The organism is Natronospira bacteriovora (assembly GCF_030848495.1).
Lineage (GTDB): Bacteria > Pseudomonadota > Gammaproteobacteria > Natronospirales > Natronospiraceae > Natronospira > Natronospira bacteriovora.
Map to the genome: position 1 here is coordinate 1 of NZ_JAVDDT010000008.1, position 25,795 is coordinate 25,795.

A 25,795-nucleotide genomic window follows, 5' to 3' on the forward strand; every position below is an offset into this window, starting at 1 on the left:
CTGAGTGCTGAGTGCTGAGTGCTGAGTGGGGCGGTAGCGGGTGCCGGGGCGTCTGGGAGTGTTGCGGCTCCGAGAGTGAGGTGTGAGGCGTGAGGAGTGAGGGGAAATGCCGAAGCCTTCGGCTTCCGCGCTTCGCGCGTGCCAGGCCGGCCGGCGGCCGGCCGTTGGGCGCCGTAGGCGCCCCGCCTTTCACCTCACACCTTACGCCTCACTCCTCACATTCGGAGCCGGCGAACGTGCGGTGGCATCGGCGCAGCTAACGGCTCCGAAAAACGCTGATCGAGGCTGAAGCCTCTCCCACAGGCAAGGCTTCGACCGAGGCCGCCTTCCGATTCACGATTCACTCGTCAATCGCGGCGGACGCCGCTCCCACAGAGTGTCGTCAGGAAAATACGAGGCCAGAAACGAATGTGGGAGAGGCTTTAGCCTCGATGGTTGCCATCCGAAGGCAGCAATCGAGGCTAAAGCCTCTCCCACAACAATCTGCCCGAAGCTTGCTTGCTCCTTGCTCCTTGCTCCTGCCGCCGCAGGCGGCCTAGGCGGCCTGAGGGAGCTGGTAGCTGCGGAGGCTGCGGGCGAAGTCCTGCAGGTAGCGGATGCCGGACTGTTCGGCTTCCCAGCACCATTCCTTGAAGCGCTTGAGCAGCTGGTCGTTCTGGGCGGTGGTTTCCCAGATCTCGCGCAGGCGCTCGCGGTAGTCGTAGATGGTCTGCAGTTCGTCGTGCTGCTTGAGCAGGTTGATCAGGTGCTTGCGCTCGCCGGTGTCGAGCAGTTCCGGTTCGCGGATGAGGAGCTTGCGGGCGCGGCGCATGACGCGGCGGCCACGGTCCTGCAGGGACTCGCGCAGCATGGGCACGGTCACGGTGCGGCTGTAGTGGCGCAGCACGTGCAGGCGGTTCTGGATCACCGCGCGCACGGTCTCCAGGTCCAGGTGCTGGGGGTCGGCGGCTTCCTTGGCCAGGATGGGCTTGGGCGCCACGCGGCGGATCCTGGCCAGGCCCACGGCGCTCAGGGCCTTGAGCCACACCCAGCCGATGTCGAACTCCCAGGGGCGCAGATTGAACTTGGCCGAGCTGGGGAAGGCGTGGTGGTTGTTGTGCAGCTCTTCACCGCCCAGCAGGATGCCCACGGGGGAGACGTTGGTGGCGGCGTCGCGGCATTCGAAGTTGCGATAGCCCCAGAAATGGCCGATGCCGTTGACCACACCGGCGGCCAGCAGGGGAATGGTGATCATCTGGATGGCCCAGATGGTCAGGCCCAGGGCGCCCAGCAGGGCGACATTGAGCACCAGCAGCAGGCTAACGCCGAGGATGGGGAAGCGGCTGTAGACATTGCGCTCGACCCAGTCATCCACGGTGCCGCGGCCATACTTCTCGACCGTCTCCGGCTTGGCGGCTTCCTGCTTGTAGAGTTCGGCGCCCTGGAAGAAGACCTTGCGCAGGCCCAGCACCTGGGGGCTGTGGGGGTCTTCCTCGGTTTCGCAGCGGGCGTGGTGCTTGCGATGCACGGCCACCCATTCCTTGGTCTTCATGCCGGTGGTCAGCCACAGCCAGAAACGGAAGACATGGCGCACCGCCGGGTGCAGGTCCACGCCCCGGTGGGTCTGGTCGCGGTGCAGGAACAGCGTGACGGCCATGACGGTGAAGTGGGTGGCGAGAACGGCATACAGCACATAGGCCCAGGCGGGCAGGCCCAGCAGGCCCTGACTCAGGAATTCGGACAACATCGGAAAAAGTTACTCCCCGTGAAAAGAATCTTGCTTGCAACTCATTGTACGCACAAAGCCGGGGGCGGCATCACCTCCCGTCGGCTCAATGAGCACCATTCAACCGTGAAAGACGGATATTGCCCAGGGCATCCCGCCGGGCCTGCCAGCCCGCCGCCACCCAGGTGGTGCCGACGGCATCGGTTATGCGAAGCGGGCCCGGTCGGCTCTCCGTTGTGGGCAATGCTTCCCTGCTGATACTCAGACCCGGCGCCCCCCCGGCGGGTTCCCGTGCGCCCTGCCCCGATTCAGCCGCCGCCGGGAGGGCCTCGGGCAAAGCGGGCGCCGGGCCGCGGGCGGACAGGCGCAGATTGACCAGTTCCACCGGCATGTCCAGGGCATGGCCGTAGGCGCGGCGGTGGGCCTGGTGAAAGGCCGCGTCCGAGGTGGATGCCTGCCAGGGCAGATTGAGGGCGTGGGACTGGCCCTGGTAGCGCAGGTCCAGATGATGTTCGAAGCGAATGTCGGCCGCGGCCACGCCGTCCTGCACCAGGGCCTCCCGGGCCTGCCCTTCCAGGGTTTCAAAAGCCGTGGTCAGCTCATCGGCCGAGAGGGTTTCCAGGGGCTGCAGGATGGAACGGGAGAGTTCGCGGGCGGGGGCGGTGACGGTCATGCCCAGGGCAGAAAGTACCCCGGCGTGAATGGGCACCAGGGCCTCGTTCATGCCCAGTTTTTCGGCCAGGGCGCAGACATGCAGGCCGCCGGCACCGCCGAATGAGACCAGCACGAACTCACGAGGGTCCTGGCCGCGCTCGACACTGATCAGGCGCAGGGCCCCGGCCATGGCCTCCTCCACCACCGCCAGCACGCCCTCGGCGGCGGCCTCGATGTCGCGGTTCATGGCCTCGGCCAGGGGCTGCATGGCGCGCCGGGCCGCGTCCACATCCAGGGTCAGGCCGCCGCCGAAGCCGGCCTCGGGAATGCGCCCGAGGATGAGGTTGGCGTCGGTGACGGTGGCGGCCGTACCGCCCCGCCCGTAACAGGCCGGGCCGGGATCGGCCCCGGCGGACTGCGGGCCCACCCGCAGCACCCCGCCCTCGTCCAGGCGAGCAATGGAGCCGCCGCCGGCGCCGATGGTGTGCAGGTCCACCATGGGCACGGGCACCGGCAGGCGGCCCTCGCCGGCGGTGATGTAGCCGGCATCGCTCAGGCGGATGTCGCCATCCAGCATGCTGACGTCGGTGGAGGTGCCGCCCATGTCGAAACTCATCAGGCGCTCACAGCCGGCCCGGCGCCCGGCTTCCAGCGCCCCGCGCAGGCCCCCGGCCGGGCCGGACAGCAGCAGGTGCACGGCGCGCTGGTGGGCCACGGCGGCATCCATCAGGCCGCCGCTGCTCTGCATGATCTGCAGGCGGCTCTCGCCCACGCCCTCGGCCAGGCGGCCGATGTAATCGGCCACCTTCGGGCCCACGTAGGCATTGAGCCAGGTGGCCATGCCGCGCTCGTATTCCCGGTGCTCGGGCAGCACATCGGAGGACAGGGAAATGAAGAGATCGTCCGGCAGGGCCGCGCGCACGGCCTGTTCATGCGCCGGGTCGCGGAAGGAAAAGAGCAGGTTCACCGCCACCACCTCGACCCCGGACTCCCGGAGCTTTTGAGCCAGCCCGGCCAGTTCCTCCCCGTCCACCGGGCTGAGCTCCCGCCCCTGGTGATCCATCCGGGCCGAGACCCCGAAGCGGGGCAGATCGGTGAGCGGGCCGCGATCCACCGGCGGGGTAAGGTCATACAGGCGGGCCCGGTTCTGCCGCCCCAGCAGCAGCACATCCTCGAGCCCGGCATTGCCCACGTAGGCGGTCTTCGCGCCCCGCCCTTCCAGCACCGCATTGGTGGCCACGGTGGAACCATGGGCAATGCGCAGCCGCCGCCCCGCCAGGCCCATTTCCTCCAGCCCCTGCAGAATGGCCCGCTCCGGGGCCTCGGGCGTGGACAGCACCTTGTGCGCCCGCAGGCGCCCCTCGTCGAGGAGGACGAAGTCGGTGAAGGTGCCGCCGGTGTCGATGCCCAGGATCATGGTTGTGCATGGTACCGGGAAATTTGGAGTTATGAGTGCTGAGTGCTTAGTGGGTGCTGGTCGGAGGGGGCGGCGGTTCTCGGAGGGGCGGGGCGTTCGGTTGGCATCCCGTGAATCGTGAATCGGAAGGCGGCCTCGATCGAAGCCGTGCCATCTTCTGTGGGAGCGGCGTCCGCCGCGATTGGGGTGGTTGGAGTCGTTAGCGGGTGGCGTGGCACCGCGAGCCTACCGGCTCCGAAAGTGAGGTGTGAGGCGTGAGGTGGAAGGCGGGGCGCCTTTGGCGCCCAACAGCCGGCCGTCGGCCGGCCTGGTTCGCGCGCAGCGCGGAAGCCACAAGGCTTCGGGGTTTCACCTCACGCCTCACGCCTTACACCTCACTCTCGAAGCCGGCGAACGTGCGGTGGTAGCGGCACGGCTAACGGCTCCGGCCAAGCGTTGATCGCGGCAGGAATACCGCTCCCACAGGCAGGGCTCCGATCAACGCCGCCTTCCGATTCACGTTTTACGATTCACGATTCACTCGAAAGGCCGATTACGACTACGACTACGATTACGAGGGCACTGCCCACTCAGCACTCAGCACTCAGCACTCAGCACTCAGCACTCAGCACTCAGCACTAGCCACATTTTCCGGGTGTGCTATACACTCCGATCAACTTCCTGCACACCAAGGACAAGCATGCAGAGCGCGTCGGAAACCCTGGTGGAATGTCACGATCTGGGTCGGGATTACGGGCAGCATACGGCCGTGGACAAGGTGAGTTTTTCCCTGTCCCGGGGTGAGGTGCTGGCCTTTCTCGGGCCCAATGGGGCGGGCAAGTCGAGCACCATGAACATGCTGACCGGTTGCCTGGCGCCGAGCCGGGGGTCGGTGCGGATTGCGGGGATTGATCTGCTGGAGTCGCCGAAGTCGGCCAAGGCCCATGTGGGTTATCTGCCGGAACATCCGCCCCTGTATCCCGAGCTGACGGTGAACGAGTACCTGGCCTTCACCGCGCGCCTGCGCGGGCTTCGGCGGGAGAAGGTGCGCCAGGCGGTGGCGCGGGCACGGGCGCGCTGCGGCCTGGAGGCGCAGGGCAAGCGACTGATCGGACATCTGTCACGGGGTTACCAGCAGCGGGTGGGCATTGCCCAGGCCATCATCCATGAGCCGGCGCTGGTGATTCTGGATGAACCCACCGTGGGGCTCGATCCCATCCAGGTGCGCGAGATCCGGGCGCTGATTCGCGAGCTGGGCCAGGATCACGGCGTGATCCTCTCCACTCACATCCTGCCGGAAGTCACCGCCACCTGTTCGCGGGTGCAGATCATGTTCCGCGGCCGCCTGGTCTATGAAGATCACATGGCGGCAATCAACCGCGGCCACAGCCGCCAGCTGCGCCTGACCCTCAGCTACCCCATCGACCCCAGTGCCCTGTGGGAGCTGCCCGGGGTGGAGAGCGTGGAGAAACTGGACGAGCAGGATTTCCGCATTCAGCACGCCGGGCGCGAAGAGCTCGCGCCCATGGCCGCCGAGCTGGCGGTGAAACAGGGCTGGGGCCTGAAGCGCCTGGAGCCCGAGCAGGCCAGCCTGGAGCAGATATTCGTTGCCCTCACCGGTCAGGACAACGCCCCGGCGGAAGGAGCGGCGGCATGACCCTTACCATTGCCGGGCGTGAACTGCGCAGTCTTTTCCTGTCGCCGCTGGCCTGGGCCATTCTGGCGGTAACCACCTTCATCCATGCCTGGATATTCCTGGTGCAGCTGGACATGTGGACCGACCAGCTGCAGCCGGCCTTTGCCGGGCAGCCGGAAGCCCCCGGTGTTACCGACATGGTGGCCACGCCCCTGTTCGGCAGTGCCGCGCTGATCCTGCTGCTGGTGGTGCCGCTGCTGACCATGCGCCTGATCAGCGAAGAGCGTCGCAGCGGCAGCCTGCGCCTGCTGCAGTCCTCGCCTGTGGGCACGGCCCAGATCGTGCTGGGGAAATTCCTGGCCGTGATGACCCTGCTGGGAGCGATGGTGCTGGTGGTGGGCCTGATGCCGCTGAGTCTTTCCGTGGGCACCACCCTGGACCTGGGCAAGTGGGCGGCGGGGTTGATGGGCCTGCTGCTGCTCACCGGGGCCTTCGCCGCCGCCGGCCTTTATCTGTCTTCCCTGACGCGCCAGCCGGTGGTGGCCGCCATCACCACCTTCGGGCTCCTGCTGCTGCTGTGGATGATCGACTGGACGGCGGACGCCGCCGACGGGCCGGGCATCATGCAGTGGCTGTCGGTCATCAGCCATTTCCAGAACCTGAGCCGGGGCCAGGTGTTCACCGGCGACATTGCCTATTACCTGCTGTTCATGGCCACCTTTCTCGGCCTGGGCATTCACCGTCTCGACAGTGAAAGACTGAAACCATGAAGATGGATCGCCGTACCCAATGGCAGAACCGCCTGCAACGCTGGCTGACGGTGATGCTGCTGCTGGCCATCGTGGGCGCCCTGGCGGTGGCCAGCCAGCGTTTCGCCACCACCTTCGACTGGACCCACGGGGCACGCGGCAGCCTGTCGGAGGCCAGCCGGCATCTCTTGCAGGAGATCGATGAACCGTTGGAATTCATCGTCTTTCTGGGCGATCAGGAAGAACTGCGCAGCCGGGTGCGGACGGCGGTGGACCGCTACCAGGCCATCAAGCCGGCCATCCAGCTGACCTTCATCAACCCGGATCTGGAGCCCCAGCGCAGCCGCGAATTCGGGGTGACCCAGATGGGCGAGATTTTCGTGCGCGTCGGCGAGCAGCGCCAGCGGGTGGAGCGCTTTACCGAGGCCGGCATCACCAATGCCCTGGCCCGGGCGGCCCGCGCCGAGGACCGCTTCGTGGTCTTCACCCGCGGCCATGGCGAGCCCGACCCCCTGGGCCAGGCCAATCATGACCTGGGCCAGCTGGGCGAGCAGTTGCGTGAACGGGGCCTGCGCCTGCAACGCAGCAACATCGCCGAGCGGGGCATCCCCGACAACACCGCCGCCGTGGTGATCGCCGGCAATCGCACGGGCTGGCTGCCCGGGGAAATCGACCGCCTGAAGGCGTATCTCGAGGACGGCGGCAATCTGATCTGGCTGATCGACCCCCACGGCCAGCCACCGGGCGGGCTTGCCGATCATCTCGGCCTCGGCCTGCCGGAAGCCACGGTGAAAGATCCCACCGGACAGATGCTGGGTATCGACGACCCGGGCCTGGTGCTGATCTTCCAGTACGAGGAAAACCCGGTCACCGGCCCGCTGGATGCCGTCACCCTCTTCCCCCATGTGACGATGGTGGACGCCGCCGGCATGGACGACTGGACACGCCAGCCCATCCTGCGCACCTCGGGTGAGGCCTGGCTGGAAGACCATGACCGCGAACGCCTGGCCGGCGGCCCCTTCCACCTTGGCCTGCTCATGACCCGCACGCTGGAAGTGGGAGAAGGCATTGAGCAGGAACAGCGCATTGCCGTCATCGGCAGCACCGCCTTTCTGAGCAATGCCTTCATCGGCAACGGCGTGAACCTGGAACTGGGCACCCGCCTGTTCAACTGGGCCTCCGCCGACCCCCTGAGCCTGGCCGTGCCCGTGCGCAGTGCCCCGGACCGGGAACTGGACCTCGGCCGCACCGGCTACACGGTCATCGGCAGCTTCTTCCTGCTCATCCTCCCGGGCCTCTTCCTCGCCACCGGGGTGTTCTTCTGGTGGTGGCGCCGGCGGTAGAACGCTCGGCTGAAGAACTTTTTAGCCACAGATAAACACAGATAAACGCAGATTTTGGCCGTGCATGGGTTGAGGACGTGCTGCTTCGGAGGGACCTCCGGCGAGGATCAGCAGAGCCCGTATAGCCTGGAATTGATTAGCCACAGATGAACACGGATGAACGCAGATGTGGGCCGTGCGGGTGCTGAGGGTGTTGGGGTCTGGAGAGGTTGATCGCGGCGGACGCCACTCCTACAGAAAATATTGAGCGGCGTGCCAGGGGGCGGATTGTTATCGCGGATAAATCCGCTCCTACGGTGCCATTAGATGAATCGGCATTTCGTCCGGCACGGCATTCGTCCCCGCCAGGGCCAACATCTGTGTCCATCTGTGTTCATCTGTGGCCAATACAATCATTGAGAGTGGTATGCAGACGCGAACTCGAATGAACATTTTTCTGCTCGGTGGGCTGGCGGTGATCGGGCTGCTGTTCTGGCTGGCCATGGATGAAGAGGCCGGGGATGAGCCCTTGCTGGATATTCCCGTCGGGGAGATCCGGGAGGTGAGTGCGCGCGATGACGGTGGCCTGCTGTGGCGCCTGGTGCCCACGGAAACCGGCTGGCGCCTGACGGGCGAGATGGCTGCGCCGGCCCATCCGGAACGGGTGCGGCAGATGCTGGTGTTGCTGCGGGCGCCAGTGCACGGGCGTTATTCCGTCGATGATCTGGATCCGGCCCGAGTGGGCCTGGATCAACCCGTGCTGCGCATTGAAGTGAATGGGCAGGCGCTGACCGTGGGCGACAGTGAGCCGGTGCAGCGGCGGCGCTATGTGCAGCGTGGGGATGAGATCCTGCTGGTGGATGAGCTGGTGTATCTCCAGTTGGCCCGGTCGGGCATCGTGCTGGTGGACAATCGCCTGCTACCCGGTGGCGGGCCGGTGGAGGCCATCGAGTTCCCCGGCCAGACCCTGGCCCGGGGCGAGGCCGGGCGCTGGACCCTGACACCGGGTGGCGAGGCTGTGGCCCAGCTGGACGAGGATGACCTGGCCCGCCTGGCCCGCAACTGGGAGACGGCCCAGAGCCGCGAGGCCATGGGCTGGATGGGCGAGACCGTGGATGTGCCCCTGATTCGCGTGCATCAGCGCGACGGCCGGACCCGGGTCTTTCACGTGGTGGAGGACAGTGCCGCCGCCGTGACCCTGGCCAGCCCGGAGACCGGCCTGCGCTACCGCTTCCCGGCCGGGCAACGCCCCGCCCTGCTGCTGCCGGACGACGATGCCTGAACTGCCCGAGGTGGAAACCACACGGCGCGGCGTGGCGCCGTTTCTGGAGGGCAATGCCATTGCCGGCCTGGTGGTGCGTGAATCGCGCCTGCGCTGGCCCGTGGAGGCGGGCCTGGATGCCCGCCTGCGTGGCGCCACCGTGGAGCAGGTCAGCCGGCGCGCCAAGTACCTCCTGATCCAGACCGGGGCCGGCTGTCTGATCTGGCACCTGGGCATGTCCGGCAGCCTGCGCATCGTCACCGACGGCCGCCCGCCCCGGAAGCATGATCATGTGGACCTGGTGCTGGCCAATGGTCACTGCCTGCGCTTCAACGATCCACGCCGCTTCGGCTTTGTGCTGTTCACGGAATTGCCCGTGGGTGAACACCCGCGGCTGGCCGGGCTTGGCCCCGAACCCCTGTCGGGGGATTTCGACGGCAGTCATCTTTATCTTGCCTCGCGGGGACGACGCGCCCCGGTCAAGAGCTTCCTGATGGATTCGGCCGTGGTGGTGGGCGTGGGCAACATCTACGCCTCGGAGGCCCTTTATCTCAGCGGCATTCACCCCCGCCGCCCCGCCGGGCGCATCGCCCTGCCCCGCTACCAGCGCCTGGCGGAAAACGTGAAGGCGGTTCTTGCCGCCGCCATCGCCCAGGGCGGCACCACCCTGCGCGACTTCCGCGACAGCGACGGCATGCCCGGTTACTTCAGCCAGTCATTGCGGGTGTACGGGCGAGAGGGCGAAGCCTGCGAGGGCTGCGGGGGAACCATCCGCCGCGAGGTGATCGGGCAAAGGTCGACGTTTTTTTGTGGGCGGTGTCAGCGGTAGGAATTCCCGGATAAAATCCGCTCCTACGGTGCCGCAATCTACCCTATTGTTCGAACGGTGAATCCGCCGCTTCCACCCGCATCTTCAGGTAGGTGAGGCCGTTGAGGAAATCCGGGCCGATCATGGTGTCGAGGAAGAGGCCAATGTAGCGCCAGTGGATGGCGTCGAGCTGGGCGGTCATGGACCAGGTGACGCGCTGACGGTGGCCTTCGGGCTCGATTTCGAAGCGGCCACGGGCCGGCTGGCCGGCGCCGAAGTCAATCTCATAGATGATGAAGGCGCCGGGCTCGGCCTGCAGAATCTCCAGGCGGCCGGAACCCTCGCTCTCGCTGTCCCAGTACATGATGGCCCCGGCCCCCTTGTCCTCTCCTTCGAAGCTCACCTCCATGTTGGGGTCGCGGTAGGCCCAGGGGGACCATTCATGGAACTCACGCAAATCAGCGATGTGGTCGTAGATCACCGATGCCGGGGCCTGCATGGCCAGCGACCGGGAGACAGTGCGCTCGGATGGCAGCAGCAGGCCGATCAGTGCAAGCAAGACAAGCAGGCCCGCCAGGCCGGCCAGGCCGGCGGCGATGGTGCTGGCAATGCGCATGGCGATCTCCTCATTCCGTGACAGGCCTATTCTGCGCCCGTCACGACGGGAATGGAAAGGCCAAAAGAATGCGGTCCATTGAATCGCCCGCAACATGTAGAATCCGGGAATCCGCCAATCGTTTCCAGGGAGATCATGATCATGGTCCGCAAACTCATTGCCTGTCTTCTTCTTGCCGGCTTCGCCCTGTCGGGCTGCGAACGGGAGGCGCCCCATCCGCCGGCGGTGCCGGATCCCCATTCCCATGCCAACCCGGAACAGGTGCGGGTTAGCCATGTGCACATGGATCTGGACGTGGACTTTGATCGCCAGGTACTGGATGGCTGGGCCCGCCTTGATCTGAACTGGGTGGATCGCCGGGCAAGCCGCCTGGTGCTGGATACCCGGGACCTGGAAATCCACCGGGTGGAGTTCAAGAGCGGTGAAGACTGGCTGGAGACGGAGTTCACCCTGGCCGAGGCCGAGCAACACCTGGGCTCGGCCCTGACCATCGAACTCACCGGCCAGCCGGATACGGTGCGCGTGCATTACACCACCAGCCCCGATGCCTCGGGCCTGCAGTGGCTGACGCCCGAACAGACCGCCGGTGGCGAGCACCCCTTCCTGTTCAGCCAGGGCCAGCCGACCCATGCCCGCAGCTATGTGCCCTTGCAGGATGCCCCGCAGGTGCGCATCACCTACAGCGCCGTCCTGCGTCCGCCCCAGGGCCTGTTTGCGGTGATGAGCGCGGAGAACGATCCCCACGCCGAGCGTGACGGGCGCTTCCTCTTCAACATGCCGGAGGCGGTGCCGCCCTATCTGATCGCCCTGGCCGTGGGGGATCTCTACTTCGAGCCCATCAGCGACCGGGTGGGCGTGTACGCCGAACCGCGTTACCTGGAAGCCGCGGTGGAAGAGTTTGCCGTGACCCAGCGCATGCTGGAGAAGGCCGAGGCGCGTTTCGGCGACTACGACTGGGGCCGCTATGACCTGCTGGTGCTGCCGCCGAGCTTCCCCTATGGCGGCATGGAGAACCCGCGGGTGTCTTTCGTGACGCCGACCATCATTGCCGGTGATGAAAGCCTGGTGTCCCTGATCTCCCATGAGCTGGTGCATTCCTGGGCCGGCAACCTGGTCAACAACGCCGCCTGGCGTGACCTGTGGCTGAACGAAGGCGTCACCGTGTACATGGAATACCGCAACATGGAAGACGTCTATGACCGTGAGCGGGCGGACATGCAGTCCGTGATCGGTTATCAGGGCCTGCTGGCGGCGCTGGACAGCCTGCCGCCGGAGCGCCAGATCCTGGCCGTGGATCTCAGCGGACGACCGGCCGACGATGTCTTTACCCTGATCCCCTATCAGAAGGGGCGCCTGTTCATTACCGAGATCGAGGAACGCTTCGGCCGCGAGCGAACCGATGATTTCCTGCGCCGTTATTTCGAACGCTTTGCCTTCCAGGCCATTACCACCGAGCACTTCAGGGAGTTCCTGCTGGAGAACCTGATCAAGGGCAACGAGGACATCATGTCACCGGAGCGGGTGCATGAATGGATCTACGAGCCCGGCATGCCCGAGGGCTACCCCGTGCCCCGCTCGACCGCCTTCGAGCGGGTGGATGAGATGAGCGAGCGCTGGCTGGCCGACGAGATCGGCATCAGCGACATCCGCCGGGATGACTGGCATGCCCTGCAGTGGGTGTACTTCCTGAACAATCTGCCGGATGAACTCTCCCGCGCCCGCCTGGATGCCCTGGACGAGGCCTTCGACCTGACCCATTCGGCCAACTACGAAGTTGCCGCCGCCTGGCTGGAGATCGCCATTCGCAATCGCTATGAACCGGCCATGGAACGGGTACGCGAGTTCCTGCTGGAAGTGGGCCGCATGAAGTTCCTGCGACCGCTGTATGCCGCCCTGGTGGAAACGGATCGGGAACTGGCCGAAGCGATCTATCTCGAAGCCCGCGCGGGGTATCACCCCCTGGGCCGGGATACGGTGGAGCGGTTGTTGGATGAGGATTGAGTGCTGAGTGCTGAGTGCTGAGTGCTGAGTGCTGAGTGGGCAGTGCCCTCGTTGTCGTAATCGTAGTCGTAGTCGTAGTCGTAATCGGCATTTCGAGTAAATCGTGAATCGGAGGGCGCTGGATGGTGCCGGGGCACTTGGAGTGTTGCGGCCTCGAGGGTGAGGAGTGAGGCGTAAGGTGTGAGGGGAAAGGCGGGGCGCCTTTGGCGCCCAACGGCCGGCCGTCGGCCGGCCTGGTTCGCGCGCAGCGCGGAAGCCGAAGGCTTCGGGTTTTCACCTCACGCCTCACGCCTCACACCTCACTTTCTAGGCCGCTCAGCAACGAGCACCCCGGCATCCGCTAACGCCCCCCTCCGATTCACGTTTCACGATTCACTCGTTCAAACCAGTGGAACGGCGGATTCCGGCCATTGCGCGGATAAATCCGCGCCTACAGGGGGCATTAGGTAGGGTCGTGCCAACCGCACGATTGTAATAGCGGACAATGATGGCGCCTTCCCGTTTCATCGCCGTTCCATGCGATCCACCTTCGCATGCAGTTCCTCGATCAGGCGCAGCATGCGTTCGCGTTCCAGGCGGGCCTTTTCTTCCCGTTCCGATTGCTTGGCTTCTTCTTCCGTCCAGTGCAGTTCCTGCATGGAATTCACGATGATGCCGATGAACAGGTTCAGCACCGTGAAGGACGACATCAGGATGAAGACGATGAAGTACACCCAGGCGTAGGGATAGACATCCATTACCGGGCGGGCGATGTCTTCGGACCAGCCTTCCAGGGTCATGATCTGGAACAGGCTGTACATGCTTGCGCCCACGTTGCCGAACTGGCGCGGGAAGGCGTCGCCGAAGAGTTCGGTGCCCATGACGCCGAAGACGTAGAAGACGATCAGCAGCAGCAGGCCGATCCAGCCGATGCCGGGGATGGCCTTGAGCAGGGATTCGGTGACCACCCGCAGATGGCCCACGGTGGACAGCAGGCGCAGCACGCGCAGGATGCGCAGGGCACGCAGGACGGACAGGCCGGCCGAATCGGGGACCAGGGAGACGGCCACGATCAGGAAATCGAAGACATTCCAGCCATTGCGGAAGAAACGCGGACCCCAGGCAATGAGCTTGATCAGGATCTCGACCACGAAGACGGCCACGATCAGGGTATTGGCCAGGCGCATCCAGTCACCCACGGCCGCCACCACCGTTTCGGAGGTCTGCAGACCCAGCAGCGCGGCGTTGATGACGATCAGCGCAATGATGAAATTGCGCGGGATCGAACTCTCGATCCATAGACCAAGGCGATCCCGCCAGGGAGCCGTGGGCATACCCAGTACTGCCATGATGATTCTCCGGGGAAGCCACCGCGCCGAGGGGCGGTGGCCGTTGTAATCGACTGACGCAAAGCGCCCATTATAACCGGCGAACCACCTGCCGGTGGGGGCGCTCAGGCCGGCTAGCGATTGCCGGCCGTTTCCCGTTCCACGCGATTACTGCCCAGACGCTGCGCCCGGTGGAGCGCGTCCTGGGCCCGCAGCAGGAGGCTGGCCAGGGATTCACCGTCACGATATTCGGCAATGCCGACGGATGCGGTGCAACGAAGGGTGTCGCCCTCGACGCGGATGGGCAACTGCTCCATGGCATGGCGGATGCGGTTGGCGAAACTCACCCCACCGGGCAATGGTGTCTCCGGCAACACGGCGATGAATTCCAGGCCGCTGTAATCACCGATCGCCTCGTCCGTGGCGCTGCGCCGCCCCACCACGTCCAGTTGCCGGGCGCGGGCCAGCAGACACTTGCCGAAGGCCAGATTGAGCCGTTCGCACATGGCTTCCCCGCGTTCCAGGTGAATCCGGCTCAGGCCGTCGAGGGCAAGCAGGCAGACACTGAAGGGCACCTGACTGCGGCGATGCCGCACCGCTTCCCGCTGCATCACGGCCAGCAGGGCACCCTGATCCAGCAACTGCGCGGGGGGCTTGCTCTCCGTTTCGTCGCCACGCACCCTGGATGGCGAGGTCGAAGCACGCGGCAGCGCCAACATCAGCGCCAGGACGGGTAACAGGAAGAGCACGGCCTGATAGACCGTGACGGACTCGGCCAGCGGCGCCATTGAGGCGGCCCCACCGAGGGGCAAGGCGAGATAGAGGGCGAGCAACAGGAGGCTGACCACCCCCAGGCGGCCAGGACCCAGCGCCTGCGCGTGAACGGCGAGCCAGGGCAGTGCCGACAGCAGCAGGAGCAGCCGAGCCTGTTCCGGCTGGGTCAGCGCCAGCAGGACGATCAGTATGCCACCGGCCAGTGCCTGCGGGAACCACAGGCCCGGGTCACGCCGCGACTGTGCCCAGGGCAGCAGACGCAGACAGAGAAAGATCAGGGTAAGCGCCAGGATGGCCGACAGGGCAACGGCGAGGGCCAGCACATCCAGCGCCGGCAGAGGCGGCGGCGGCACGGTGCCCAGCCACAGCATGACGGCAATGAATGGCAGCCAGCCCAGCAGGGCGGCGAACAGCGGGCGCTGCGAACGAACAAAGGATGACGGTGTGCCAGGCAAGTGCTTTCTCCCCTCTTGAAAACCGCTCGCCTCCCCTTCCCCCCGAAGGACCTGCCCTGGCTGGCGAGGCTTCCGACTGTGATGTCGCCCGCTCAGCTTACCGGCAGTTGTCGCAGGCGCCAATACCCGACGGCCACCCCGGAACAAAACAATATCGACACCGTGACTTGACCATTGCAGACCTTGCGGCCATGATCAGATGACGTGTGAAGGGCGTGCCCCAGGGAGTGGAGCTCGACGAATAGATAACATAATCACGATATTCACTCCCAGACAATGACACTCTATACACAGCAGACAAGCTCGGCCCAGAATCCGGAATGCCCCGCCAGACGCCTGCAGGCCAGGCACCGGAGGGCTGATCGGTGAATCCGGATATCCAGCGCCGCTCCCGGGCGGAACTGTTACGGTCGGCGTTCAGCAACCACCGCGCCGCCTACCTGGCCTCCCTTCTGACCATGGGACTGATCGCCCTCAGCCTGAGGGATATCAGCGACACGGCGCTGATGGGCGTCTTCATCGCCTGGCTGTTGCTGGCCGAGCTCGGTCGCATCGGCATCCACCTTGCCTTCAGTTACCACGGCGATAGCCGACTGTCACTGCAACTGCAGCGCTGGGAGTGGCTGTTCCTGGGTGGCGGCGCCGTCACGGCCGCCGGCTGGGGTTTTGGCGCCTGGGCCCTGTTTCCGGCCGAAGGCACCGGCCATCAGCTGGCCCTGTCCGCGCTGGTCATCGGTGTCACCAGCATTACCACGCTGGCGGCATCCTCGCATTTTCGTTTCGCCGCCGGTTTCATCGTACTGGCTTTGACCCCCCTGGCTCTGGCTCAGATGTTCATGGCCACGGAACTGTCCCTGTTGATGGCGGCGTTCACCCTTGCCATTGGCGGTCTGCTGGCCAGCATTGCCCTGGTGAACAGCCGCAGCCTGCAGGAATTGCTGGAGCTGCGCTTTTCCTATTCCAACATGGCCCAGGATCTGGCGGACGAAATTTTCGCCAAGCAGGAGACCGAATCCCGCCTGGATGAACTGGCCCATTACGACCCGCTGACCGGCCTGGCCAATCGCAGCATGTTCCGCGATGCCCTGAGCCGCGAGTTGCGCATCATGGATCGCAGTGGCCGGCGCCTGGCGGTGGTGTTCCTGGACATCGACCGTTTCAAGGCCATCAACGATTCCCTCGGCCATGAGGTGGGCGACAACATTCTCAAGGAAGTGGCGTCCCGGTTGACACAACAGGTCACCGAAAGGGAACTGGTGGCGCGCCAGAGCAGCGACGAATTCCTGCTCTTCCTGCGCCTCAATGGCCGCACCAACAAGCTTTCCCAGCGCCTCCAGGACATCATCGAGAGCCTCAATGACACCATCGAGGTGGGGGACAGTGAATTGCGTGTCACTGCCTGTGCGGGGGTGGCCCTGTTCCCCGACGACGGCCACTCGCCGGAGGCACTGATCCAGCATGCCGACATTGCCATGGCGCGGGCCAAGCAGCTGGGGGGCAACGGGCACCAGTTCTTCCAGCAGGAGATGCATGATCAGGCCATGCAGCGCCTGGCCATGGAGACGGCCCTGCGCAAGGCCATTCAGAATAACGGCTTGCACCTGCACTATCAGCCGCAGGTGGATGCCTTGAGCGGCCGGATCGTCGGTCTGGAAGCCCTCGCCCGCTGGCGGGATCCGGATTACGGCGATGTCTCGCCCGCGGACTTCATCCCCCTCGCCGAGCAGACCGGGCTGATCGTTCCCCTGGGCAGCTGGGTGCTGACCGAGGCCTGCCAGCAGGCCCGGCGATGGCATGACCGCACGGACAGCGATTTCTATATTTCGGTCAACCTCTCCGTGGGGCAGTTCGCGGATGAGGGGCTGGTGGACAATATCCACGCCACGCTGGAAGCCACCGGGGTTCGGCCGGAACAACTGGTGCTGGAGATCACCGAAAGCCTGGTGATGAGCGAGCCGGAATACCACATCCACATTCTGGAGACGATCCGGAACCTGGGCATCCGCCTGGCCCTGGACGACTTTGGCACGGGCTACAGCTCACTGAGCTATCTGCGTAACCTGCCCATCGACATCCTCAAGCTGGACCGCCAGTTCCTCAGTAATCTGGCCCACAACAGCGAGGACGCCGCCATCGCCCGGGCCACCATCACCATGGCAGCCGACATCGGTCTCAAGGTAGTAGCCGAAGGGGTGGAAACGGCAGACCAGCTGCGCTGGCTGCTGTCCCAGGATTGCCATCTGGTGCAAGGCTATTTCTTCAGCCGCCCTCTCAGCGACGAGCAGATCAGCGAGCTGATTCAACTGCCGCCAGCGGAGCTCTCCGGGCGCTGGCCAAAGTACTGACGGAAAGAAAGAAACAAAAAAAACGCCCCGGCGACCGCCGGGGCGTTTTCCGCCCATCATGAGCCCTTCCCGGACCCGGCCCTCTCGCGGGGCCTTCACAAGGGTCGGCGACGCCATCCAGCGCCCCGGGGCTACCCTTACTCCCCTCCGCTTTTCTGTTTCTGACGCTTTTCGCGCAATGCATGCTCGTTCGCAATGACGGTCGAGGCCACTTGCGGCTTCGCCTCTTCCGTCATGTATCAGGCTAGCTGAAGGGGAAATTTTCACCATCCCCCAAATGGGGGGCTCCGTGCCAGAACCGGATTGGCCACAGATGAACACAGATGGACGCAGATGCGGGCCGTGCTGAGGGATGGGCCGTGCCTGGAGATGGCGTAAAAGGGATTGACCACGAAATGAACACGAAATGGACACAAGATAGGGCTTGGAAGCACGGGTGCTGACCGCCCGCTGTGGGAGCGGCTTTCAGCCGCGATTTCAAATCATTGGTTGGCACGCCCGTCTGGTGAAACCCTCCATTATCCGCGCAATGGTTAGAATCTGACGTTTGATTCTCTAATGGGATCATTGCAATCCGTGGTGCACCTCAATGAATGGTGGGACGTCGGATTCCGGCCATTGCGCGGATGAATCCGCGCCTACAGGGGGTGCCGGTTCAGCGGCGTGCCAACCGAGAGATTGTCATCGCGGATAAATCCGCTCCCACGGTGCCGATAGCCAGCCCACCGCCGACATTCGGCACGGCCCCTCCGAACCAGCACGGCATCACCCCAACCACGGCCCAAAAATCTGCGTCCATCCGTGTTCATCTGTGGCCAATATTCTTTTCGTCTTTTATCTCGTGTCCATTTCGCGTGCATTTCGCGGCTAAATGTTTTTCAGCCCTCAATGGGCAGCTGAAACAGCACTTCCATGCAGTGATGGGGCGGGATTCCCACGATGCGGGTTTCGAAGCGCCCGCCCAGTTCACCAACCCGGGTCTTCATGTGATGCAGGCCGCGGCCGGGGCGCAGTTGCTCGGCGGCGGTGAGGGTTTCGGGCAGACCATCGTTGGTGATGCGGCAACGCAGGATACCGTCACCATCCTCGACGCGGACACAGACCGAGGTCGGACGGGCGTGTCGCAGGGCATTGGTGAGGGCCTCGTCCATGACCCGGCGCAGGTTGATGCGACGGCGGGGGGTCATGAACCAGCCCGAGAGATCCCGACTGGCGTTTTCCCACACCAGCTGGACGCCGGCGGCTTCGGCCCGCTGTTCCGCCTCCTCATGCCATTCCAGCAGGGCGTCTTCCAGGCAGATTTCCTGCTTGTCATCCAGGGCTTCCATGGTATCCCTGAGGGCACCGAGGGCCTTGCGGGCCAGATCGGCCTGACGCTCGGTCTGGGCCGAGTGGATCAGGGCCAGCACGCGGCCGCCTACATCGTCATGCAGGTCGCGGATGATTCTTGCCCGTTCACCGCGCGCGCCCTGGGCCTCGGCCTCGCGGATGTGGAACAGGCGCCGGGCGATGTTCAGCAGTGACGCGACGGTCTTGCGGTCTCGGGTGCTGAAGAGGCGGCTGCCGCCATCGGCGTGATGCAGGCACAGGGATGAATTTCCGCCCAGGCCCGGCACCCGCATCTCGGCGCCACTGGCGAGGATGGCGGGGCGCTCGGCCGGCACCTCCACGCGCTCGACGCTGAGCGGGTGGAACAGGGCCCGCAGGGTCTGCTCCCAGGCCGCATCGGCGCTGACGCTGCCCCGGGCCCGCACGATATCTTCTGCCAGCGCCGGCAGGGCCTCGTCCACCGCGCTGCGACTGCGGCCGGTGAGTTGGCGCCAGATCCAGTTACGCAGGGGCAGATAGCCCCAGGCCACGATCAGAACCGCCAGGCCCACGGCTTCCACATGCCCAAGCCCCAGGAAGGCCACCAGAGCGAGATCCAGAGCGATGACCGCAATGCCCCCGAAGAACCAGAGCCAGGCCAGGAACCACCAGTGATCCAGGTCGAAGAGACGGTAACGCAGAACCCCCAGGGCAAAGCCCACATACAGGGTGCAGCCGAATCCGGCCAGGAAGATCTGCGACAGGTCGCTGTCGTAGCCCAGCAGTGTGGGCAGGAAATACACCACCACCCCCACACCCATGCTCAGGAACACCGACAGGAAGATCCATTTCAGGCTGGCCCGGTTGACCGGATCATGACGGGACAGGCGCCACTGATTCATCGCCAGGATGGCGGCGCTGGCGTAGGCCAGCAGTATGGGCAGATAGAAGGTGTGCCAGGGCAGATCGAAGAGCTGGAGGTTCTCGTTGATCTGATACAGCAGCAGTGCCACCAGCACCCAGGTGAGCCCGCGCAGGCTGGGCAGGGGGCGCGGATAGTGGGCCAGCAGGGCAATGATGGTGCCCAGCAGCAGCGTCAGGCCCAGATGATTGATTCGCAGCAGGGCGTCGAAGAAACCGGCGGGAAGGGCCAGCTCGCGACCGATCCACACCGAATGGGCGGCGGTGGCGATGTAGAAGCCAATCCCGGACATCGCCAGGAAGCGGGGTGGCCACTCGCCCCGTCGAAACACCCAGACCGCCACGCTGATGGTGAGCGCGATCAGGCCAAAGAGGTGGAAAAGCCAGAATTCCATCGGCAGCTTGTGCAGCGGCCGCTGGGCGGCCGGGCGGACCGAAACGCTGCCCTGATCGGTCTGGAACACCACCAATTCCGCCTGCAAGGCCTGGTGCAGACGTCCCTGCTCGCCGAGAAAGCGGTTGTAAGCCGCAAAGGTGGGCAGGGTATGGGGTTCCAGTGCCGGATCGTGATCGCGCAGGGAATAGACGTAGCCGTCCATGGTTCTGAGCGCGATCAGCTCCTGACCGGGCTGCAGCTGGCCGGCGGCCGGCCCGCGGGGATAGACCCGCTCCACCATCAGGCGGCCGCCCGCCTCGCTGGTCAGGGTGAGCCCCAGCCAGGGGCCGCGCATGGCCAGCACGGTGGTGAGCACAACCCCGGCCAGGCCAATCAGCAGTACCAGGGAAAGCAGGTGAAGTGGTGCGATGGGCAGCTGGCGCGCTGGCTCGGCCGCCCTGGCTGATGAGGCCATGGGCGGCTTATCCGTCGTCGTTGCCACCGGCACTGACCAGACCGTAGCCGATGGCCTCGCGAATGGCCTCGGCACGCCCCGAGACGTGCAGCTTGCGGTAGATGGATTTCACGTAGCCGGCCGCCGTGTTGGCGGTAATGTCCAGCGCCTTGCCGATCTCGTGGCGGTTGAAGCCACGAGAGAGCAGGCTCAGCACTTCCATTTCCCGGTCCGTCAGGCGGGGGGCATCCGGTTCGGTACGTCGGGCGCCGCCCGCCAGATAACGCAGGATGCGGCGTGACACCCCGGGGGACAGGGGCGGGTCGCCGCGGGCGATACCCTTGAGCTGGGCCACCAGCCGCTCCCGGGGCTGATCCTTGAGCAGATAGCCCTTGGCGCCGGCACGAATGGAATCGAAGAGATGGCGGTCGTCATCGTAGATGGTGGTCACCACCGCGAAGGTATCCGGGTAATCGCTCTGGATGTCTATCAGCAGGTCAACGCCGCTGCCATCCGGCAGACTCAGATCCACCAGGGCCAGGTTGTAACCCGAGGGCAGGCGACCCCGCCCGCCCTGCAGCGTCGCCTCCTGATCCACCGCCGCGCCGGGAAAGGCTTCCTCGGCAAGACTGTAGAGCCATTCCCGGGTATCCGGGTTGTCCTCGATGACGAGAATGGATTCCATGCACAGACCCCTTTCCTGTCGAATCCTGAGAATCGCCCTGTGAGCCGATCATCCCTGATCCCTGACGACAGGTGAGCATTCAGACCCTAGTCTAATCTGCCCGGCAGAAATCTGCACCCCCGGGCAGCAATGGACCATCAGAGCGTGGCGAAGGGGGCACTCGCGGATTCGAGCAGGGACTGGAAATCCCGGGCCGGGAGAGGCCGGCTGTAGAAGTAACCCTGGGCGATGTGACAGCCCATGGCCAGCAGGGCGTCGCGCTCTTCGGCCGTTTCCACCCCTTCCGCCACCACGTCGGCACCAATGAGTCCGGCCACGCCGATCACCGTACGCACGATTTCATGGCTGTAGTGCTCCCTGAGCATATGGCTGACGAATCCGCGATCAATCTTGATCTCGTCAAAGGGGTATTTCTGGATGTAGAGCAAGGAGGAATAACCGGTGCCGAAATCATCCAGGGACAGGCGGATACCCATATCGGTCAGCTCGGCCATCTGCTCGCCCAGCAAATGCCCCTCGCTTTCGAACACGGACTCGGTAATCTCGAGTGACAGGGCATCCGGCCGGATGCCGTGGGTTCGCAGAAAGGTGCTCACCTTCCTGGAAAAGCGCTGATCACTGAACTGTTGCAGGGACACGTTGACCGCGATACGGACATCCTCCAGGCCCGATGCCTGCCATTGGGCCGCGGTTCGGCAGGCTTCCGCGAGCACCCACTCGCCGATGGGCCGAATCAGCTGGCTCTGCTCGGCCACGGGGATGAACTCGGCCGGCGAGACCGGCCCCTGTTCCGGATGCTGCCAGCGGAGCAGGGCCTCGGCGGCCACCACCTGGCCGGTTCTCATGTCCACCTTGGGCTGGAAATTGAGGGTGAACTCATCCCGCTCCAGGGCGCGGCGGAGATCCTTCGCCATGCCCACCCGGCTGCGGGTTTCCCGATCGAGTGCTTCGGTGTAGGCCGACCAGTGCTGTCCATGCTCGCGACCGGCGCCCTGAAACAGGGCCAGCTCGGCCTCCCTCAGCAGTGCTTCAGCCGAACGCGATACCTTGCGGAACTGGGTGTAGCCGTAGCGCGCCTGCACCTCGATGGTGAATCCGTGAACGGCGAACGGCTCCTGGACGATGCGCTCCAGGGCACGCCGACGCTGCTGCTTGGACTCACCCTTGCGGGAGGCGAGATAGACCATGAACTCATCACCCCCGGCCCGCCCCGCAAAACCGGTTTCGCCCGTCAGTCGCATCAGCCTTTCACCCAGCAGGCGAATCAGCTCATCCCCCACCGCATAGCCGTGCGCATCATTCACATGCCGCAGGCTGAGAATGTCGAGCATCACCACCATGCCCTGCTCGTCCCAGCCCCGGGCCACCATGGTTTCGTCCAGGGCGCGTGTAAAGCCGGTGCGGGAGAGTACCGGCGCCAGGGGGTCCTCGAAGGCCAGGCGGTTCAGTTCCCGTTCGGCCTGCTTGCGCTCCGTGATATCCAGGTGCATGACCACTGCCCCCGTGCCCGTGACGCCATCGGCCTCCGACGCCAGACGGTTGACCATGACCCGGAACCAGCGCTCCTCCGAGGGGGAATGGCAGGGGTACTCCATGAAGAAGGAAGGTCTGGCGCCGTCCAGCACTTCCCGCAGGGCGGCGGCAATTCGGCGCGCATCGTCCGCGCCCTCGCCTTCCGCCCGTTCACAGGCTTCCAGGTAATTGATCCCCAGGCCGTGGCGTTGTGCATCAAGACCATTGTCTTCGGCGAATCGACGCCAGTAGTCGTTTACATCACGGATGAAGCCCTTGCCGTCAAGCAGAGCGATATGGGCCGGCAGGGAGTTAATGAGCACCTTGCGCAGCGCCAGGCCTTCCGCCAGCTCATCCCGGGATGCACGCAGATCCTGTTCCTGTGCCTGGAGGCGGCTGATCAGGCGATGTCGCTCACTCACATCCTCGAAGAAGACGGACAAGCCGCCTTCGAAGGCATACGCCCGGATATCGAACCAGGCGTCCAGCGGCTCATAGAAGAAGTCATTGACGCGACGCGGAACCTGATGAGCCATGCAGTAACGATAGATGTCACCCACCGGGCCCTTTTCCAGATCCGGATAGACATCCCAGATCCGGCATCCAAGCAGACTGGACGCCGGTTTCTGCAGCAAGCGGATCGCCTCGGTATTGAGATAGGAAAAACGCCAGTTCTCATCCAGCGTGAAGAAGGCCTCGTTCAGGTTTTCAAGCACGGACTGGAAACGATGCCCCAGCTGGGCCGCCCGCTTCTGGGCTCGCTTGAAATCGGAAATGTCCTGCAAAGCCCCCTGGACCGTCACCACCACCCCGGAACGGTCATACACCGCCTCACCGGTTGCCCGCACCCAGATGCGGCGCCCCTTGGCGGTGATCACCTCAAGCTCTTCGTCAAAGGGTTCGCCACCAAAGACACAGTTCTCGTAGCGCCGGGCGATGATGTCCTGGTACTCGGGGGCGTAGTAAGCAATGCCTTCATCCACGGAAAAGCGGGTGCCATGGGGCACTTCGAAGATTTCGCAGACCACCTCCGACCAGTAGACCCGCGCCTCCGCCACGTCCACCGACCAGCTGCCGAAGCGGGCGAGGCGACCGGCCATCTCGAGCAGCCGCTGCTGTTCGGCCAGGGCATGCGCCGTGACTCGTTGATCAGTGATGTCCTGCAAGGTGCCCACCAGGTACTCGGGCTCGCCATTGGCATCCCGTCGCACGATAGCCCGCTGACGAATATGGCGCTGTGCGCCATCGGGCCGGGTGATGCGGTACTCCACATCCAGGTCGCCCTCACCGGCCAGTGCTTTCGACCGTTTTCGAACAAAATCCGCATAATCATCACCATGGATCAGGCGGATGAAATCCTGCGGCGCACCCGACCAGGTGGACGGATCAAGACCAAAGATTCGGAAACTTTCTTCCGACCAGGCCAGGTGTTCGGTAGGAATATGCAGGCGCAAGCTGCCCACATGGGCAATCTGCTGCGATTCGGCAAGCCAGCGGTGACTTTGCTCCAGGCTCTCCTCGTAATCCCGCAACTCCTGCTCGGTGGCCTGCTGCCGATCCAGAAGATGATTGAAGGCATCGGCAAGCTTCGCCATTTCGTCACGGCCGGGCAGCCTGGCTCTTGCGGTGCGCTCGCCACCTTCCAGGCGCCGAATGACATCCGTGAGGTGATTGACCGGCTGCCCCAGGCGACGGTGCAGTGTCATGAAGGCCATCACACAGAGCAGCGCGAAGAAGGACGCGGAAACGGCCAGGGCGGAGACCGCGACATTACCCTGCTCCGCCGCCACGGCCTGGCGCTCCCGGATCATGCCGGCCAGGGCACTGTGCAGCGCCATGTTGTGCCCGGCCAGCTGACTCAGGATGTCGCGGCTTCGCTGATCCAGGCCGAGCATTCCCTCCCCCGGCCCCGATTGCCCCGCAAGGGCCCGGGCCTGTTCCACCTCCACCAGTTCCAGCGTCAGATCGATGTAACGCCCCATTCGCATTGCGCCCGGGTGATTCTGTTCCAGCTCCCTGAACGCGGCCTGTAATGCCTGACCTTCTGACTTGAGCGCGTCAAGCAATGCCGCGTCCGGCTCGAACAGCAACATGCTTTCACTCACCATCGACAGCATGTCAACGCGCTGCTGCAGAGACAGGAGGCGATCGGTATCCACCCGCGCCTGGCGGAGATCATTGATTACCACATAGCCAAAACCCGCAATCAGAATCAGGCCGGCCAGGCACAGGATCGTGATGCTCTGTGAGAGGTAGCGCAGGCGCATTACTCCGCCCTCCCCGCAACCGGCGGATTTCCGGGAAGCAGTACCAGCGTGGGCGCCATGCGCTGCAAGGGGCGACGTTCAATCAGGGAAAAGACATCAAGGCGGGAATCGACAGAAGCCAGGCCATTGGCTCGTGCCCATTCCGCCTGCTGCCGGATGCCGGTCACCAGCGCCCAGTTGAGGGTCAGGCCATAGATGAGCCCGTCCCACTGCCGACGCACCAGATCCGGGCTTAACTCGGCATGCCGCGCATAGATGGCAATGGCCTCGTCCTGGTTGCGCTCGATGAAATTCACGGTATTCAGATAGGCCCGCAACAGACCTTCCGCCGCTTCCGGATCGGCGTCCATCACGCCCCTTCGCGCCACCAGCACCCAGCGGGCGGTATAGACCTGGCGGACGGGGAAACGCACCAGGGCCTCACCCAGCCTGCTTTCCAGCTGGGAGGCCCAGGGTTCCCACAACACGCCGGCCTCCAGCGACCCCTCAAGCAGCGCATCATGCACTTCGGGCGTGGGCATGGGCCGAATGTCTTTCTCGTCAATCCGGATTCCGTGGTATCGGGCAAACCGGGACAGCAGAAACTCGGCATTGGTGCCCGGCATCACGCCAAAGGGCCGCCCGGGGAGATCGGCCGGTGATTCGATGCCACTGTCCGGGCGGGCAACCACGTAATTGAGCCCCAGGGAATGAGAGACATTGGCCAGAATCAATGGTGCGTTGGCGTCATCCGTGGGGGACTGATTGAGCACATCAAGCACCAGCGGGGTCAGCGCCATCAACGCGAAGTCCAGTTCCCCCGCCCGCAGGCGAGCCAGATTGTCCTTCCCGGAAACACCGAATTCCACATCGAGTTCGAGACCCTGGGCACGAAAAAAGCCCTTCTCATGCGCAATCAGGGTCGGCAGATCACCCAGGTAGATGACACCACTGAGCCGCAACGGGCGCTGATCCTCGTCGGCCGCAACGGCAGCGGGGAGGAGGAGGAAAAGAAGGGCGAAGCACACGGACAACCAGTGGCGACAGGATCGCTCAGGTGACGATGGGAACAGCAGCCCGAAGGGGAGGGTCGCCACCGGAAGCGGCAGCGAAGGAAGAAAGCCTTTTGCCCCGATTCGGGGACACCTTCTCATGTGATCACATCCCTGCCCACCGTCTTTGGTGACACCGCAAGGCATGGCGCCCGGGTGCAGGCTCCCTGTTCACTGATCGTCGCCGCACAGCTTAAAGGAACATGGATGCC

At 64.7% G+C, this 25,795-nt stretch carries 16 protein-coding genes; 7 read left to right on the forward strand and 9 right to left on the reverse strand.

What is annotated here, in order from left to right:
- Positions 1-535 precede the first annotated feature (535 nt).
- Both RBH19_RS11415 and RBH19_RS11420 read right to left on the reverse strand, forming a co-directional pair.
- Entirely contained in the window at positions 536-1,726 is a 1,191-nt protein-coding gene (locus RBH19_RS11415; RefSeq protein ID WP_306728988.1) for a DesA family fatty acid desaturase, read from the reverse strand.
- An 85-nt stretch (positions 1,727-1,811) separates the two neighbouring features.
- A complete protein-coding gene (locus RBH19_RS11420) occupies positions 1,812-3,776 on the reverse strand; it encodes a hydantoinase/oxoprolinase family protein (protein WP_306728989.1) in 1,965 nt (654 codons plus the stop codon).
- 679 nt (positions 3,777-4,455) lie between these two features.
- On the opposite strand from RBH19_RS11420, the gene RBH19_RS11425 reads away from it, so the two are divergent.
- From RBH19_RS11425 to mutM, 5 genes are all read left to right on the forward strand, one after another.
- A complete protein-coding gene (locus RBH19_RS11425; RefSeq protein ID WP_306728990.1) occupies positions 4,456-5,412 on the forward strand; it encodes an ATP-binding cassette domain-containing protein in 957 nt (318 codons plus the stop codon).
- On the forward strand, positions 5,409-6,161 hold the full coding sequence (locus RBH19_RS11430) for an ABC transporter permease (protein ID WP_306728991.1): 753 nt from the start codon (positions 5,409-5,411) through the stop codon (positions 6,159-6,161). The genes RBH19_RS11425 and RBH19_RS11430 overlap by 4 nt, the downstream gene beginning before the upstream one ends.
- On the forward strand, positions 6,158-7,483 hold the full coding sequence (locus tag RBH19_RS11435) for a GldG family protein (RefSeq protein WP_306728992.1): 1,326 nt from the start codon (positions 6,158-6,160) through the stop codon (positions 7,481-7,483). Before RBH19_RS11430 ends, RBH19_RS11435 begins: the two co-directional genes overlap by 4 nt.
- Before the next feature lie 424 nt (positions 7,484-7,907).
- On the forward strand, positions 7,908-8,744 hold the full coding sequence (locus tag RBH19_RS11440) for a DUF4340 domain-containing protein (protein ID WP_306728993.1): 837 nt from the start codon (positions 7,908-7,910) through the stop codon (positions 8,742-8,744).
- Positions 8,737-9,552, forward strand: coding sequence for a bifunctional DNA-formamidopyrimidine glycosylase/DNA-(apurinic or apyrimidinic site) lyase (gene mutM / locus RBH19_RS11445; protein WP_306728994.1), 816 nt, complete (start codon positions 8,737-8,739; stop codon positions 9,550-9,552). The genes RBH19_RS11440 and mutM overlap by 8 nt, the downstream gene beginning before the upstream one ends.
- 43 nt (positions 9,553-9,595) lie before the next feature.
- Here mutM and RBH19_RS11450 read toward each other — a convergent pair whose 3' ends face one another.
- Positions 9,596-10,147: an SRPBCC family protein gene (locus RBH19_RS11450; RefSeq protein ID WP_306728995.1), complete on the reverse strand. Its 552-nt coding sequence runs from the start codon at positions 10,145-10,147 to the stop codon at positions 9,596-9,598.
- Between the two features lie 141 nt (positions 10,148-10,288).
- On the opposite strand from RBH19_RS11450, the gene RBH19_RS11455 reads away from it, so the two are divergent.
- Positions 10,289-12,148 carry a M1 family metallopeptidase gene (locus RBH19_RS11455; protein WP_306728996.1) on the forward strand — a complete coding sequence of 620 codons (1,860 nt, stop codon included), beginning with the start codon at positions 10,289-10,291 and terminating at the stop codon, positions 12,146-12,148.
- Between the two features lie 503 nt (positions 12,149-12,651).
- On the opposite strand, the gene RBH19_RS11460 is transcribed toward RBH19_RS11455, so the two are convergent.
- Positions 12,652-13,476: an ion transporter gene (locus RBH19_RS11460; protein ID WP_306728997.1), complete on the reverse strand. Its 825-nt coding sequence runs from the start codon at positions 13,474-13,476 to the stop codon at positions 12,652-12,654.
- 113 nt (positions 13,477-13,589) lie between these two features.
- Positions 13,590-14,684 (reverse strand): GGDEF domain-containing protein, encoded by a 1,095-nt coding sequence (locus RBH19_RS11465; RefSeq protein WP_306728998.1) that lies wholly within the window; start codon positions 14,682-14,684, stop codon positions 13,590-13,592.
- A gap of 365 nt (positions 14,685-15,049) precedes the next feature.
- Between RBH19_RS11465 and RBH19_RS11470 the strand changes: the two genes are divergently transcribed.
- Positions 15,050-17,029: a putative bifunctional diguanylate cyclase/phosphodiesterase gene (locus RBH19_RS11470; protein ID WP_306728999.1), complete on the forward strand. Its 1,980-nt coding sequence runs from the start codon at positions 15,050-15,052 to the stop codon at positions 17,027-17,029.
- Positions 17,030-17,907: 878 nt separating this feature from the next.
- On the opposite strand, the gene RBH19_RS11475 is transcribed toward RBH19_RS11470, so the two are convergent.
- The 4 genes from RBH19_RS11475 to RBH19_RS11490 all read right to left on the reverse strand — a co-directional run bounded on the left by RBH19_RS11475 (position 17,908) and on the right by RBH19_RS11490 (position 25,493).
- Positions 17,908-20,109: a hypothetical protein gene (locus tag RBH19_RS11475; protein ID WP_306729000.1), complete on the reverse strand. Its 2,202-nt coding sequence runs from the start codon at positions 20,107-20,109 to the stop codon at positions 17,908-17,910.
- A gap of 7 nt (positions 20,110-20,116) precedes the next feature.
- Positions 20,117-20,773 carry a response regulator gene (locus RBH19_RS11480; RefSeq protein ID WP_306729001.1) on the reverse strand — a complete coding sequence of 219 codons (657 nt, stop codon included), beginning with the start codon at positions 20,771-20,773 and terminating at the stop codon, positions 20,117-20,119.
- A 137-nt stretch (positions 20,774-20,910) separates the two neighbouring features.
- Positions 20,911-24,552 carry an EAL domain-containing protein gene (locus RBH19_RS11485; protein WP_306729002.1) on the reverse strand — a complete coding sequence of 1,214 codons (3,642 nt, stop codon included), beginning with the start codon at positions 24,550-24,552 and terminating at the stop codon, positions 20,911-20,913.
- Positions 24,552-25,493, reverse strand: a complete 942-nt coding sequence (locus RBH19_RS11490) for an ABC transporter substrate-binding protein (protein ID WP_306729003.1) — start codon at positions 25,491-25,493, stop codon at positions 24,552-24,554. The genes RBH19_RS11485 and RBH19_RS11490 overlap by 1 nt, the downstream gene beginning before the upstream one ends.
- Positions 25,494-25,795: the final 302 nt, after the last annotated feature.

What these genes read in the sequence shown, in the direction of transcription:
- RBH19_RS11440 (WP_306728993.1), top strand. Translation starts at nt 7,908, where the DNA reads ATGAACATTTTTCTGCTCGGTGGGCTGGCGGTGATCGGGCTGCTGTTC.
- RBH19_RS11475 (WP_306729000.1), bottom strand. Translation starts at nt 20,109, where the DNA reads ATGGCCTCATCAGCCAGGGCGGCCGAGCCAGCGCGCCAGCTGCCCATC.
- RBH19_RS11480 (WP_306729001.1), bottom strand. Translation starts at nt 20,773, where the DNA reads ATGGAATCCATTCTCGTCATCGAGGACAACCCGGATACCCGGGAATGG.
- RBH19_RS11435 (WP_306728992.1), top strand. Translation starts at nt 6,158, where the DNA reads ATGAAGATGGATCGCCGTACCCAATGGCAGAACCGCCTGCAACGCTGG.
- RBH19_RS11450 (WP_306728995.1), bottom strand. Translation starts at nt 10,147, where the DNA reads ATGCGCATTGCCAGCACCATCGCCGCCGGCCTGGCCGGCCTGGCGGGC.
- RBH19_RS11455 (WP_306728996.1), top strand. Translation starts at nt 10,289, where the DNA reads ATGGTCCGCAAACTCATTGCCTGTCTTCTTCTTGCCGGCTTCGCCCTG.
- RBH19_RS11415 (WP_306728988.1), bottom strand. Translation starts at nt 1,726, where the DNA reads ATGTTGTCCGAATTCCTGAGTCAGGGCCTGCTGGGCCTGCCCGCCTGG.
- RBH19_RS11430 (WP_306728991.1), top strand. Translation starts at nt 5,409, where the DNA reads ATGACCCTTACCATTGCCGGGCGTGAACTGCGCAGTCTTTTCCTGTCG.
- mutM (WP_306728994.1), top strand. Translation starts at nt 8,737, where the DNA reads ATGCCTGAACTGCCCGAGGTGGAAACCACACGGCGCGGCGTGGCGCCG.
- RBH19_RS11485 (WP_306729002.1), bottom strand. Translation starts at nt 24,552, where the DNA reads ATGCGCCTGCGCTACCTCTCACAGAGCATCACGATCCTGTGCCTGGCC.
- RBH19_RS11460 (WP_306728997.1), bottom strand. Translation starts at nt 13,476, where the DNA reads ATGGCAGTACTGGGTATGCCCACGGCTCCCTGGCGGGATCGCCTTGGT.
- RBH19_RS11420 (WP_306728989.1), bottom strand. Translation starts at nt 3,776, where the DNA reads ATGATCCTGGGCATCGACACCGGCGGCACCTTCACCGACTTCGTCCTC.
- RBH19_RS11425 (WP_306728990.1), top strand. Translation starts at nt 4,456, where the DNA reads ATGCAGAGCGCGTCGGAAACCCTGGTGGAATGTCACGATCTGGGTCGG.